Source organism: Oceanicella sp. SM1341, from assembly GCF_003448965.1.
Classification (GTDB): Bacteria; Pseudomonadota; Alphaproteobacteria; order Rhodobacterales; family Rhodobacteraceae; genus Paroceanicella.
Genome location: NZ_QRGC01000055.1, coordinates 1 through 12,500, shown reverse-complemented (window position 1 = coordinate 12,500; position 12,500 = coordinate 1). Strand labels below are relative to the sequence as shown.

Annotated in this window: 14 protein-coding genes and 1 pseudogene; 3 read left to right on the top strand and 12 right to left on the bottom strand. The window is 72.8% G+C overall.

Annotation, left to right across the window (positions count from 1 at the left end):
- From D3P35_RS25205 to D3P35_RS26410, 7 genes and pseudogenes are all read right to left on the bottom strand, one after another.
- Nucleotides 1-393, bottom strand: a pseudogene (locus tag D3P35_RS25205) (hypothetical protein); the annotation flags it as partial.
- A gap of 10 nt (nucleotides 394-403) precedes the next feature.
- Nucleotides 404-1,297, bottom strand: coding sequence for a DUF2927 domain-containing protein (locus D3P35_RS25200; RefSeq protein ID WP_118138695.1), 894 nt, complete (start codon nucleotides 1,295-1,297; stop codon nucleotides 404-406).
- A gap of 85 nt (nucleotides 1,298-1,382) precedes the next feature.
- The gene (locus D3P35_RS25195; RefSeq protein ID WP_118138694.1) at nucleotides 1,383-2,309 is read right to left on the bottom strand and encodes a DUF2927 domain-containing protein; all 927 of its coding nucleotides are present in this window, start codon (nucleotides 2,307-2,309) and stop codon (nucleotides 1,383-1,385) included.
- A gap of 51 nt (nucleotides 2,310-2,360) precedes the next feature.
- Nucleotides 2,361-3,227, bottom strand: a complete 867-nt coding sequence (locus D3P35_RS26415) for a DUF2927 domain-containing protein (RefSeq protein ID WP_157982328.1) — start codon at nucleotides 3,225-3,227, stop codon at nucleotides 2,361-2,363.
- Between the two features lie 113 nt (nucleotides 3,228-3,340).
- Nucleotides 3,341-4,507 carry a toxic anion resistance protein gene (locus D3P35_RS25185; protein ID WP_118138692.1) on the bottom strand — a complete coding sequence of 389 codons (1,167 nt, stop codon included), beginning with the start codon at nucleotides 4,505-4,507 and terminating at the stop codon, nucleotides 3,341-3,343.
- A 112-nt stretch (nucleotides 4,508-4,619) separates the two neighbouring features.
- Nucleotides 4,620-5,516: a 5-bromo-4-chloroindolyl phosphate hydrolysis family protein gene (locus D3P35_RS25180; protein ID WP_118138691.1), complete on the bottom strand. Its 897-nt coding sequence runs from the start codon at nucleotides 5,514-5,516 to the stop codon at nucleotides 4,620-4,622.
- A complete protein-coding gene (locus D3P35_RS26410; protein ID WP_157982327.1) occupies nucleotides 5,516-5,737 on the bottom strand; it encodes a hypothetical protein in 222 nt (73 codons plus the stop codon). The genes D3P35_RS25180 and D3P35_RS26410 overlap by 1 nt, the downstream gene beginning before the upstream one ends.
- A gap of 297 nt (nucleotides 5,738-6,034) precedes the next feature.
- Between D3P35_RS26410 and D3P35_RS25175 the strand changes: the two genes are divergently transcribed.
- The gene (locus tag D3P35_RS25175; protein WP_118138690.1) at nucleotides 6,035-6,238 is read left to right on the top strand and encodes a cold-shock protein; all 204 of its coding nucleotides are present in this window, start codon (nucleotides 6,035-6,037) and stop codon (nucleotides 6,236-6,238) included.
- A 261-nt stretch (nucleotides 6,239-6,499) separates the two neighbouring features.
- On the opposite strand, the gene gatA is transcribed toward D3P35_RS25175, so the two are convergent.
- From gatA to D3P35_RS25160, 3 genes are read right to left on the bottom strand one after another with little or no spacing between them, the layout of a single operon-like run.
- Nucleotides 6,500-7,987 (bottom strand): Asp-tRNA(Asn)/Glu-tRNA(Gln) amidotransferase subunit GatA, encoded by a 1,488-nt coding sequence (gene gatA / locus D3P35_RS25170; protein WP_118138689.1) that lies wholly within the window; start codon nucleotides 7,985-7,987, stop codon nucleotides 6,500-6,502.
- Nucleotides 7,984-8,271: an Asp-tRNA(Asn)/Glu-tRNA(Gln) amidotransferase subunit GatC gene (gatC, locus tag D3P35_RS25165; RefSeq protein WP_118138688.1), complete on the bottom strand. Its 288-nt coding sequence runs from the start codon at nucleotides 8,269-8,271 to the stop codon at nucleotides 7,984-7,986. The genes gatA and gatC overlap by 4 nt, the downstream gene beginning before the upstream one ends.
- 30 nt (nucleotides 8,272-8,301) lie before the next feature.
- Nucleotides 8,302-8,976, bottom strand: coding sequence for a ceramidase domain-containing protein (locus D3P35_RS25160; protein WP_118138687.1), 675 nt, complete (start codon nucleotides 8,974-8,976; stop codon nucleotides 8,302-8,304).
- 83 nt (nucleotides 8,977-9,059) lie between these two features.
- Between D3P35_RS25160 and D3P35_RS25155 the strand changes: the two genes are divergently transcribed.
- On the top strand, nucleotides 9,060-9,752 hold the full coding sequence (locus D3P35_RS25155) for a metal-dependent hydrolase (protein ID WP_118138686.1): 693 nt from the start codon (nucleotides 9,060-9,062) through the stop codon (nucleotides 9,750-9,752).
- Between the two features lie 840 nt (nucleotides 9,753-10,592).
- Here D3P35_RS25155 and D3P35_RS25150 read toward each other — a convergent pair.
- Nucleotides 10,593-11,048, bottom strand: coding sequence for a nucleoside deaminase (locus tag D3P35_RS25150; RefSeq protein ID WP_118138685.1), 456 nt, complete (start codon nucleotides 11,046-11,048; stop codon nucleotides 10,593-10,595).
- Entirely contained in the window at nucleotides 11,045-11,545 is a 501-nt protein-coding gene (locus D3P35_RS25145) for a GNAT family N-acetyltransferase (RefSeq protein ID WP_157982326.1), read from the bottom strand. The genes D3P35_RS25150 and D3P35_RS25145 overlap by 4 nt, the downstream gene beginning before the upstream one ends.
- Before the next feature lie 85 nt (nucleotides 11,546-11,630).
- Here D3P35_RS25145 and D3P35_RS25140 point away from each other — a divergent pair.
- The coding region (locus D3P35_RS25140; protein WP_157982325.1) for a pseudouridine synthase at nucleotides 11,631-12,500 on the top strand (870 nt) is incomplete at its 3' end.

Below are 12,500 nucleotides of genomic sequence, written 5' to 3'. Positions count from 1 at the left end.
GGCCGCCGTGGCGCCGGTGGCGCGCAGGGCGATCGCGCCGGGCCAGCGGCTGAGCGGGGCGGGGGCCGGGCCGCCGCCGGGCCCGCCGCGCTCGGTGTGCAGCGCCACCTGCTCGAAATCCCGCACCAGACCCGCGGCCGTCACCGGGGCATCGGCGGGGTCGGTCTCTGTGCGCAGGCGGCCCATGGCCACCAGCCGCGCGCCCCAGGCGCGGTAGCTGCGGGCGAGCGGGCTCTCCGCCGCCCCGCCGGGTGGCGGCACGGGGCCCGGCGAGGTCGGGCCCGGCGAGGCAGGGGCAGGCGAGGCAGGGGCAGGCGAGATAGGGTCAGGCGGGGCGGCACAGCCGGCCAGCAGCAGCGCGAGGGCGCAGGCGAGGGTGGCGGGCTGCGCCATGCCACCCCGCTCAGGAGCCGGGGTCCGGCTGCCGCGGCAGGGCGAGGGCACGGTCGGCCGCGGCGGGCAGCAGCGGCCGGGCCTCCGCGGCGGTCATGCCGGGGGTGAGCGCGGGGTCGTAGAGCATGGCGAGCAGCAGCTCGTCGTGCCGGGTGAGCAGGGCGAATTCCTGGTCGTCGTTGAAGATCGAGGGGCGCACGGCGTCGTCGTCGTTGTAGAGGCCCATCGCCTGGGTGAGTTCCTCGTGGATGCAGGCGAGGCGCATCAGGTCCCGCGTCTCGGTGTTGATGACCACGAGCGCGCGGGTGATGTTGTCCTGCCCGTCCGAGCCGGGGGAGACGAAGCAGATCTGCGGCGGCGGATCGGCGCGCAGGGCCTCCACGGTGCGGGCGGTGGGGCGAACCCCGCCCTCCACCATCCAGTCGGCCAGCCAGGTGCGCTCCTCGCGGTCGGCGAAGTACACCCGCATCTCGCCGCGGCGCGGGGCGCCCGGCCTGTCGACCCGGCTCACGGTGATCGGGACGCCGCTGATGCGCGACAGCCGCGCGGCGAACGCGCGGATCTGCTCCAGGTCCGTGGCGCGCTGGTCGGGGGAGGTGCTGTCGCCGTGGGTGACGTTGAGGGTCACCGGGCCGGGCCAGCGCTGCAGGGCGATCGGCAGGTGATCTGCCGGCCTGCCCTCCGCGTCGGTGCCGTGCTCGGTGAAGAACACCACGCGGGTGAAGTCCTCCACCAGCCCGTCGCGGGTCACCGGGGCGTCGGCGGGGTCGTGGTCCACCCGCATGCGGTTGGTGGAGGAGAGCAGGTTGCCCAGCTCGCGGTAATGCGTCTCGAGCGGGGCGGCGCAGGCGCCGAGGCCCAGGAGAAGCGCCAGCGGCAGGCGGCGGAAGGCGGAACGGGTCATGGCACTGTCCGGTGGCGGCGGAGCCGGGCGGGCCGGCTTCGGAACGGGGCTGAGGGCGGGCAGCAGGCGGGTGACAGGCGGGCAGTCAGTCGGCAGGCACTCCGGCGCGGGCGATCTCGTCCTGCCCGGCGGCCATGGCGCGGCCGGCGACGGCGGGCAGCAGCGGCCGCGCCTCCTCCAGCGTCATGCCGGTGTGCAGGGCGGGGTCGTAGAGCATGCGCAGCAGCGCCTCGTCATGGCGGGTGAGCAGGGCGAATTCCTCGTCGTCGTTGAAGATCGAGGGGCGCACGCGGGGGTCGTCGTTGCCCAGGCCGAGCGCCTGGGTGAGCTCCTCGTGCAGGCAGGAGAGGCGCATCAGCCCGCTGGTCTCGCCCTTGATGACGATGAGCGCGAAGTTGATCAGCCCCGGCGTGTCGAGCCCGTTGAAGGTGTTGGCGTAGCAGATCTCGCTCACCGGGCTGTTGCGCAGGCTGTCGATCACCGCGGGGTCGGGGGGGATGTCGGAGCCGTCGAGCATGTCGGCCATGATGCGGCGCTCGTCGCGGTCGACGTAGAAGACGTAGAAATTCGCCGGCTCCGGCGCGTCCGGCTCGAGCAGAGCGATGTCGAGGGCGCTCACCCGCGCCAGCCGGGCGGTGAAGCGGCGCAGGTCGGCCATGTCCTCGCGCTGGCGGCCGGGGGGCACGGAGTCGCCGAACACCGCCTGCACCCGCACCGGCCCCTCCCAGCGCGACAGCGGAATCGGCGTGCGGCGCGTGATGAAGCGGCCGTTCTCGTTGGCGTACTCGGAGTAGAGCGCGATGCGCTCGAAGTTGCGCACCAGGTCGTCGCCGGTGAAGGGCGCGTCGGCGGGGGCCGGCTCGGTGCGCATCAGCCCGGCATCGCGCAGCGCCTGCTCGAGGTCGGAGTAGAACAGCCGGTCATCCTCGGAGGTGGGAGGGGAGCTGCAGCCGGCCAGCAGCCCAGCCGCCAGCAGAACCGCCGGAAGAACCGCGCGTGCGGAGAGGATCATGGGGCGGGCGGGCTCCCTGCGCTGCGGGGCAGGGGAGGCAGGCCCCCGCCGTCATTCGTCGGAGTCGGAGTCTGCCACAGGCGCGGCCACCGCGTCGAGCACCGCGCGCCGCTCCGCCTCGGGGTCGGCCGAGGGCAGGCCGAGGTCGGCGATGATCTCGGGCAGGGCCCGGCGCACCGCGGCCTCGTCCATGCCCGGGCGCAGGCGCGGGTCGTAGAGGATGCGCATCAGGTAGGCGTCATGGGTGGTGAGATGCGCGAATTCCTGGGTGTCGTTGAAGATCGAGGGGCGCACGCCGGGGTGGTCGTTGGTGAGCCCGAAGGACTGGGTGAGCTCCTCCTCGATGCAGGCCTCGCGCAGGCGCCCGGCCGTCTCGGCCCGGATCACCACCGTGGCGGCGGTGATGGTGCCGTCCTCGGTGGCGGAGAAGGCGCCGAGGCAGGGGGCCTCGCCCTCCGAGCGGTCGAGGAACCCGGCGAGGAAGCGCCCCACGCTGCCGCTGGCGCTGTCGCCGTCATGGGCGGCGCGCTGCAGGGCGTAGCTGCGCAGGGCGCGCACCTCGCCGTCGTCGAGCACGAAGATCACCATGTTGTTGGCGCCGTCGCCGCCCGGCACCTCGCGGGTGGAGAGGCCGGAGAGCCGCGAGAGCCGGCCCATCATCTCGGCCACGCGGGCGTGGTCCTCCGGGCCCAGGCTCTCGCCGTAGAGCGCGTAGTTGATCGGGCCGTTCCAGCGCCGCAGCGGCATGGCGGAGCGCGGCTGCCGGGGCATGTCCTCCACCGCCAGCGCCACGCGGATGAAGTTGCGCGCGAGGTCGGCGCCGCTGAAGGGCGCGTCGGCGGGCGCGCGCTCCACGCGGTGGCCGCCGGCGGCGATGAGCGCGCGGTCATATTGCGCGAAGCCCTCGCGCAGGGCCACGTCCTCCTCCGGTGCGGCCCGGCCGCCGGAGGCGGGCCCGCCCTCGCCGCAGCCCGCGAGCCCGGCGAGGAGCGCCAGCGCCGCGAGGCGCGGGCCGGATGCCGGAGCGGGGGTCAGCGCGCGGCTCCGTCCGGCGGGGTTTCGCCGGAGGATTTCGCCGCCGCGAGGCTGCGGCGCAGATCGGCCTCCATGCGCTTGAGCTCCTCCTCGGCATGGGCGCGCTTCACCTTGCCCTCGTCGGCGATGCGCAGCGAATCCTCGATGGTGGCGATGAGCTCGGCATTGGCCTTGGAGATCGCCTCCACGTCGAACACCCCGCGCTCGACCTGGGTGCGCACCTCGGTGTTGGCCTGGCGCAGGTTCTCCGCGTTGGAGGTGAGCAGATCGTTGGTGAGGTCGTTGGCGTCGCGCACGGCCCGCGCCGCCTCGCGCGAGCGGTGCACGGTGATGGCCTGGGCGAGCTGGCCCTTCCACAGCGGCACGGTGTTCACCAGGGTGGAATCGATCTTGGTGGCGAGGCTCTTGTCGTTCTCCTGCACCAGCCGGATGGAGGGGAGCGACTGCATGGTGACCTGCCGGGTGAGCCTGAGGTCATGCACCCGGCGGTCGAGGTCGTCGCGCGCGGCGCGCAGGTCGCGCAGCTCCTGGGCGCGGATCACCTGGCTGTCCTCGGGGGCGGCGGCCACCTCGGCCTCCTTGGCGGGGATCACCGTGGCGTCGAGCCCGCGCAGCTTCTCCTCGCCCGCGGCGATGTGCAGGGCGAGCTGGTGGTAGAAGGCCAGGCTCTCCTCGTAGAGCCGGTCGAGGCTCTCGATGTCCACCAGAAGCTTGTGCTCGTGGTGCTCCAGCTCGTCGGTGATCTTGTCGATCTGGCCCTGCACGGTCTCGTAGCGGGCATAGAACTTCGCCAGCGGCTTGGAGGAGGAGAAGATCCGCTCCCACCAGCTCGGCTTGCGGTTGGGGTCGAGCTCGCCCATGTCGAAGCCGCGCAGGGAGGAGACCATCTCGCGCAGGCTCTCGCCGGCGGGGCCGGAATCCTTGTTGCGCACGCCGCCCAGCATCTGGTCGGAGATGGCGGTGAGCTTCTCCTGCGCCTTCGAGCCGAAGCGGATGATCGACTGGGTGTCGGTGATGTCGATCTCCCCGGCCAGGGCGCGGATGCGCTCCTGGTCCTCGGGGCGGGCGGCCTCGATGGACACCGGCGCGTCGGTCGGGTCGGGCAGGGAGCTGCCGGCGATCTCGGGCAGGCGGTTGCGGGTCGGGTCGGCTTCGGTGGTCATGCGGATGTCCTCTTCTCGGAGCCTCCGGGGGGCTTCGGGCCCCCGGGGTAGCCTCGGCTGCGGGCCGGGAAATGCGCGGCCCGCTCCCGGCAGATGTGGGGCGATCGGGCGCTCAGCCCAGCCCTTCCTGCGCCAGGCGCTTGCGCAGCACCTCGATCTCGATGTCGAGCGTGCCGCGATCCTCGGCCAGCAGTTCGCGCCGCCGGGCGGTGAAACTGGCCTCCAGGTCGCCCAGCAGCGCCTCGTAATCGGCCCGCGCCTTCGTGTCGCGGCTGCGCGACCACAGCTCGGCGAAGCGCACCGTCGCGTCGCGCGCGCCGGTGAGGTAGACGCCGAGGAACTTGCGCGCCCGGTCGAGGTCGCGCGGGTCGGCCTCCACCTCGGCGAAGACGTCGCGCGCCGCACTCACCACGCGCTCCACCCGGCCCTCGAGCGCGCGGTCGCCGAAGCGGGCGGCGGCGGCGGTCATCTCGCGCAGCAGGGTCTCGGCGCGCTCCAGCGCCTCGGCCGCGCGGGCGCCATGGAAGTCATCCGCCTTCATGCCCTTGGCGCGCAGCGGGTCCGGCCCGAAGGCGACGATGCCCGCTCCGGCCGCCACCGCGCCGAAGATCAGCCCGGAGGCGAGGCCCAGCCCCCAGCCGAAACCGGCGCCGAGCGCCACGCCCAGCCCGGCCGCCACCGAGCCGAGGATCTTGCGCGGGATGGCCGGCGGCTTGGCCACCGAGCGGGCGTTGTAGGCTTCCTCGGCGCGCTGGCCCTCGTTCACCAGCGCCGCGGCGGCGAGGAACAGCACGAAGGCGCCGAGCTCGACCAGCATGCCCGGCGCGTCGCCGCGGCGGATCTCGCCGATGCCGGCGATGAGCATCGGCAGCGAGGCGAGGTAGAGCAGCCGTGCGCGCCCCGACACCTGCCGGGCCGGGCGGTTGCGAAAGCGGTTGGCGGCGCGCGGCTCGCCCGCCTCGGGCGGCGCGTCGGGGCTGTGCGGCCCGTGGTAGCGGCGCGAGGACATCAGACCGGCCCCGCGCCGATGGAATTCACCGAGACCACGGCGATGAGCGCGATCAGCACCACGTAGGCCAGCCAGCGCACGGTGTTTCCGCCCATGAAGTCGAATTCCCTTTCCGCCGAGGCCCGGGCCGCCGTCAGCATCCGGCCCAGCCCACGAGACAGCATATAGCCCACGGCGGCGATTGCTGCCAGAATGAGCGCTATCAGGACAAGTCGGGCCATGGCGGCGGGGGCTCCCGGGGCAGTTGGTGGTCCTCAGACTATAGGAACGCGCGGCCCCGCTTGCCAGTGGCGCGGGCCCGGAGCGGGCTTGACCGTCCGATCAAGAAATATCCGGGAAATTTCGCGGCTGTTAACGTCGCAATTGTGAATCGGCCTGATTCGCGCTAGCCTCTTCTTACGCATTACGTTTCCGACGCCTGTAGATCATTCGTGGTCTGCCAGTCGCAAATGGATACGCGACTGCGCAGAGGCCGAGGCAAGACCGCCCCGGCGACACAGACCAAAGGGTTGTCAGGAATGGCAAAAGGCACCGTTAAGTGGTTCAATACCGAAAAGGGCTACGGCTTTATTCAGCCCGAGGACGGCGGGAAAGACATTTTCGTGCATATCTCGGCAGTCCAGGCCGCGGGCCTGCGCGGCCTGCAGGACAATCAGCCGATCGAATTCGACCTGATTGACGGCCGCGACGGGCGCAAGAGCGCGGGCAACCTCAAGGTCTGACCCGCCTCGGGGCCTGATTTCGCGCCCCTTCCGGTCGCTGCGCGCGCGGCGCGCCCGACCCAGATATTCCCGGCCCGTCGCCCGTTGTCCCCGGGCGGCGGGCCTTTTCCTGCGCGTGGCGCCCGGATGCTCCGGCAGCGCGCCGGCGGCAGTACTCGTCGGAAGGTTTCGGCCGGTGCGGAACTATTCGCCCCCGGGGAGGCCGGGCCGTGCGCGGGCCGGCGGCGGCGCCCCCGGGGTGTCGGGGGCGCCGGGGCGGTCTTACCACCAGCGCTCGGGCTTTGCGGTGAAGTTTTCCGCCGCTTCCAGCGCGCCGGCGACGGTGATCAGCTCCGCCTCGCCCCAGGGGCGACCGATGAGCTGCAGGCCCAGCGGCAGGCCGTCGGCGTTGAGCCCCGCCGGCACCGAGATGCCCGGCAGGCCGGCGAGGTTCACCGTCACGGTGAACACGTCGTTGAGGTACATCTGCACCGGGTCCGCGTCCGCCATCTCGCCGATGCCGAAGGCGGCGGAGGGCGTGGCGGGGGTGAGGATGGCGTCGATGCCGGCGTCGAAGGCCGCGTCGAAGTCGCGCTTGATCAGGGTGCGGACCTTCTGTGCCTTCAGGTAATAGGCGTCGTAGAAGCCCGAGGACAGCACGTAGGCGCCGATCATCACCCGGCGCTGCACCTCGCGCCCGAACCCTTCGGCGCGGGATTTCTCGTAGAGGTCGAGGATGCCGTCGCCGTGGCCGAGCTTCGCGCGGTGGCCGTAGCGCACGCCGTCGTAGCGCGCGAGGTTGGAGGAGGCCTCCGCCGGCGCGATGATGTAATAGGCGGGCAGAGCGTATTTCGTGTGCGGCAGCGAGATGTCGACGATCTCGGCGCCCGCGTCACGCAGCTTCTCCGCGCCCTCGCGCCACAGCCGGTCGATCTCCTCCGACATGCCCTCCACGCGGTACTCGCGCGGGATGCCAATGCGCTTGCCGCGGATGTCGCCGGTGAGGGCGGCCTCGAAGTCGGGCACCGCGATATCGGCGGAGGTGCTGTCCTTCGGGTCGTGCCCGGCCATGGCGCCGAGCATGATGGCCGCGTCGCGCACGGTCCTGGTCATCGGGCCGGCCTGGTCGAGCGAGGAGGCGAAGGCCACCACGCCCCAGCGCGAGCAGCGCCCGTAGGTGGGCTTGAGCCCCACGATGCCGGTGAAGGCCGCGGGCTGGCGGATGGAGCCGCCGGTGTCGGTGCCGGTGGCGGCCATGCAGATCGAGGCCGAGACCGCCGCCGCCGAGCCGCCGGAGGAGCCGCCGGGCGTGAGCGCGGTGTTCGAGCCCGCGCGGCGCCAGGGGCTGACGGCCGGGCCGTAGACCGAGGTCTCGTTCGACGAGCCCATGGCGAACTCGTCCATGTTCAGCTTGCCCAGCATCACCGCGCCCTGTTCCCAGAGCTTCGAGGTGATGGTGCTCTCGTAGGTGGGCAGGAAGTTTTCCAGGATGCCGCTCGCCGCCTGGGAGGGCACGCCCTCGGTGCAGAACAGGTCCTTGATGCCCAGCGGGATGCCGCACATGTCCGGCGCGTCGCCCGCGGCGAGGCGGGCATCGGCGGCATCGGCCATCTCCAGCGCCTTCTCGGGCGTGAGGGCGGAATAGGCGTTGAGCGGGGCCGAGGCCGCGGCGGCGGCGTTGAACGCCTCCGCGAGCTCGCGGGCGGTGAACTGCTTCGCGCGCAGGCCCTTGCGGGCCTCGGCGATGGTGAGGGCGGTCAGCTCGGTCATTCCACCACCTTCGGCACGGCAAAGAAGCCCTCGCGCGCGTCGGGCGCGTTGGCGAGGATGCGGGCGGCGTTCTCGCCCTCGGTCACCACGTCCGCCCGGCGCTTGAGCGCCATGGGCGTAACGGAGGTCATCGGCTCGACGCCGGTGACATCGAGCTCGTCGAGCTCCTCCACGAAGCCCAGGATGCCCGAGAGCTCGGCGGCCAGCGCGTCGAGCCCGGCCTCGTCCACCCGGATCCTTGCGAGATGCGCGACCTTTCGCGCCGTATCCCTGTCGATGGCCATTCGGTCTCCCTCTCAGCGATCAGCGACGTATTAGACGGAGCCGTGGCCCCGTGCAACCCGGGGCGCGCGCGCCAGCATCAGCGTGCGGATCATCCAGGCCAGCATCACCGCGTTGAGGATGTGCCACATGAAATGCGTGCCCGGCGGGAAGGCGCTGCACACCGGCCCGTCGGCCGAGCGGAAGGTGAGCGAGAGCGCGAAGATCGCCGCCCCCACGGTGAGGCGCAGCGCCGTGGCCGGGTGGCGGGCGGCCAGCGCGCCGGCGTAGAGCAGCAGGAAAACCACCACGCCCGCGTAGCCGGCCGAGGCGGCGAAGAGCCCGCCCACTTCGCGCATCAGCGTGGCGACGGCGAGGTTCACCGGCACGAAGGCGAGCACCATCAGCCCCGCCGCCCACCAGGGCGCGTGGAAGAACCGCCGGGTGGCGAACCAGACATAGACGAGGATGAAGGCGAGGATGGGCAGCACGTCGGCCAGGCCCGCCCAGCGGGTGGCGAAGGTGTGGAACAGGAAGGAGCCCACGCCGATGATGGCGAGCATGGCGCAGAGCAGCTGCGCCGGGCGGTCGGCGGCGCGGGCGGCGCGCGGGGCCATCACCAGCGCCGCGATGATGAAGGCGAGGTTTGTCAGTGCGTTGAGGGGCTCCGCCCAGAAGGCGGCGCTCAGCCGTTCGCAATACACATCCACGTGTGCCGTCCAGTCCATGCCGGGTCCTGCCTCCATTCGCTGTTGACCGGGCGGCAGACTGCACCAGAGTGCGCCACAGGGAAACCGAAAGGAGACAAGCGATGAATATCATCTGGCTGGGACACGCGGGCTTCCGCATCGAGATCGGGAACCAGGTGCTGCTGCTGGACCCGTGGTTCTCCGGCAACCCGGTGTTTCCGGCCGAGCGCCGGGCCGAGGCGGTGGCCGGCGCCACGGCGATCTTCGTGAGCCACGGCCACGGCGACCATTCGGCCGACGCGATCGCGGTGGCGAAGGAGCTGGGCATCCCGGTCTACGGCATCGCCGAGTTCATGGGCTGGTGGGCCGCGAAGGAGGGCATCGAGACCGTGGGCTTCAACAAGGGCGGCACGGTGACCCTCGGCGACGTGGCGGTGACCATGGTGAACGCGACGCATTCCTCCTCGGTCGACAGCCCGGACGGGCCGATCTATGCCGGCACCGAGTCGGGCTACATGATCGCGGGCGAGGGCAAGACGATCTACTTCTCCGGCGACACCGACGTGATGGCCGACATGGGCGTGTTCGAGGCGCTGCACCAGCCGGACATCGGCATCCTCTGCGCCGGCGGGCACTACACGATGGACATGCGCCGGGCGGCCTTCGCGGCAAAGACCTTCTTCAACTTCTCCACCGTGATCCCCTGCCACTACCGCACCTTCCCCGCCCTCGAGCAGAGCGCCGAGCTCATGAAGGCCGAGCTCGCCGGCGTGGACGTGATCGAGCCCGAGGTGCTGACCCCGATCTCCCTCTGACCGGCCGGGGGAACGCCCGCCTCGCCGAGGGGGCTCACGCCCCCGCAGCTCGGCGGGCGTGGCGAAGGCCCTTCCGGGCTCCGCCCCTTGCGGCCCCCCGGGGAGATGCACTTCACCGGGTGTCGTGCGGCGGTGTTGCGCTGCGCCCGGCCCGACCCTGCCGCCCGGGCGCCCAGCCCGGGCCGCGCCCGACCCTCCCCCCGGGAGGGCGCGATGGCGATGTCAGTCGTGGCTCAGTCCGCGTCCGGGGCTTTCTGGATAAACCGCTGACCACGGGCGTGGATGCGCCCACCCAGGGTCGGGCGCGGCCCTTCGCACTTGGTGGAGACGGAGAGCGGTGAGGCCTTGCCGCGGACCCCGCGGCCTCGGGCGCCTGGTTGGGCGCGTGGGGGAGGCGGGCGGGTGCTGCGCGCCCCGGGGCGGGGCAGCCTGTTGCAGTGTCGCCCAGGCGTGGTTGCGTGGGTCCGGGCTGCGGTAGGCTGTGTGCTGCAGGAGGGGGGTGCACGCGGGAGGGCGGTCAGTATCCCGGCTCTGGGCTCTGGGCTCTGGGCTCTGGGCTCTGGGCTCTGGGCTCAGCGGTCGCCGCCCCGCATCGCACCATCACGCCCTCTCTCTCGGCAATCCCGGCCGGGTGCCGCCCTGCCTCGCCCCGGAACACCCCCGCAGCCGACGCCGGCAGTGCGGCCCCCTCCGGCCCCGCTCCCCCGGACAGGCGCCGGCGTCCTCAACTCAGCGGTCGTCGCGCAGCCGGTGACGCCAGGGCGGCGGCCCCCCGGTCCGTCGCCACGCCCGCCGAGCTGTCGGGGCGTGAGCCCCCTCGGCGAGGCGGGCGTTCCCCCCTCACCCCCGGCGCGCGGCGAAGAAGGCGCGCAGCAGGGTGGCGCTCTCGGTCTCGGCGATGCCGGAGTAGATGTCGGGCCGGTGGTGGCACTGGGGATGGGAGAACACGCGCGGGCCCTGCTCCACGCCGCCCGATTTCGGGTCCGACGCCCCGTAGTAGAGCCGCGCGATACGGGCCGCCCCGATGGCCGCGGCGCAGATCGGGCAGGGCTCCAGCGTCACGTGCAGGTCGAGGCCCGGTAGCCGCTCGGAGCCGAGGGCGGCGCAGGCGGCGCGGATGACGAGGATCTCGGCATGGGCGGTGGGATCGGAGAGCTCGCGCACCCGGTTGCCGTCGCGCGCCAGCACCCGGCCGGTGGCGGGGTCGGAGAGCACGGCCCCCACCGGGGTCTCGCCGCGCGCCGCGGCGGCGCGGGCCTCCTCGAGCGCGAGGGCCATCAGGCCGGGCCGGCTCATGTGAGGCTCCGCTCGAGCAGGAGAAGGCGGCGGCCGTCCTCCACCATGCTGCCCACCTGGCGGAACCCCTCGCGCGACAGCAGCAGGCGCGAGGCGGCATTGTCCTCCAGCACCGCGGCATCCACCCGCCGGGTGATGCCGCCCGCCTCCGACAGCGTGGCGGCCAGCATCTCGGTGGCAAAGCCCCGCCGCTGCGCCGCCGGCAGCACCGCGAAGGCGATCTCCACCGCCGCCAGCCCGTCGAGCACCGCGAACTGCAGCCCGGCGATGCCCACCAGGCTGCGCCCCTCGAACCACAGCCGCGGCCCCCAGCCGTGGCTCGCCCAGTGCGCGGCGAGCCGGCGGGTGACGGTCGCGTAGCGCTCGGCGGACCAGACCAGCCCTGGCGGCGAGGCCCAGCGGCGGATCTCCTCGGTGCCGAACAGCGCGGTCACATGGGCCTTGTCCTCGGCCCGGCAGGGGCGGCCGTGCAGGCGGGGTGTCTCGATCTGGTCCATGCGCGCAATCTGGCGGCGGGCCCGGGCGGCGGCAAGCGCTTTCCGGCCCTTGCCCGCACCCGGCACGGGGGTGTATGCGCTGAGGATGAGCGACCAGACACCAGAGGGCGAGCGCATCGCCAAGCGCCTTGCGCGCGCGGGCCTTGCCTCGCGCCGCGAGGCCGAACGCATGATCGAGGCCGGCCGCGTGCGCGTGAACGGCAAGGAGATCACCTCCCCCGCCCTCAACGTGACGGCGCGCGACCGTATCGAGGTCGACGGCAAGCCCATCGCGGCGGCCGAGCCCACCCGGCTCTGGCGCTACTACAAGCCGCTGGGCCTCGTGACCTCCGCCTCCGACGAGAAGGGCCGTCCCACGGTGTTCGACCACCTGCCCGAGGACATGCCCCGGGTGGTCTCGGTCGGCCGGCTCGACCTCAACTCCGAGGGCCTGCTGCTGCTCACCAACGACGGCGAGCTGAAGCGGCGGCTGGAGCTGCCCTCCACCGGCTGGCTGCGCAAGTACCGGGTGCGGGCCAAGGGCTACCCGGTCGAGGACCAGCTCGAGCCGCTGCGCCGCGGCATCACGGTGGACGGCGAGCGTTTCCAGCCCATGCAGGTGACGCTCGACCGCCAGCAGGGCTCGAACGCCTGGCTCACGCTCGGCCTGCGCGAGGGCCGCAACCGCGAGATCCGCCGCGCCCTCGCCGAGGTGGGGCTCGAGGTGAACCGGCTGATCCGCATCTCCTACGGCCCCTTCCTGCTGGGCGAGCTTGCCGAGGGCGCCGCAGAGGAGGTGCGCCCCAAGGTGCTGCGCGACCAGCTCGGCCTGAAATCCGCCCCCGCGGAAGAGGAAAAGCCCGGCCCCGGCGGCCGCTCCCGGGTGAAGCCGCGCCCCCGCGCCGCCGACCCCTCGGGCCCCGGCGGCACCGGCGCCCCGCGCTCCGGCGCCCCGCGCAAGCCGGGCGGACCGGGC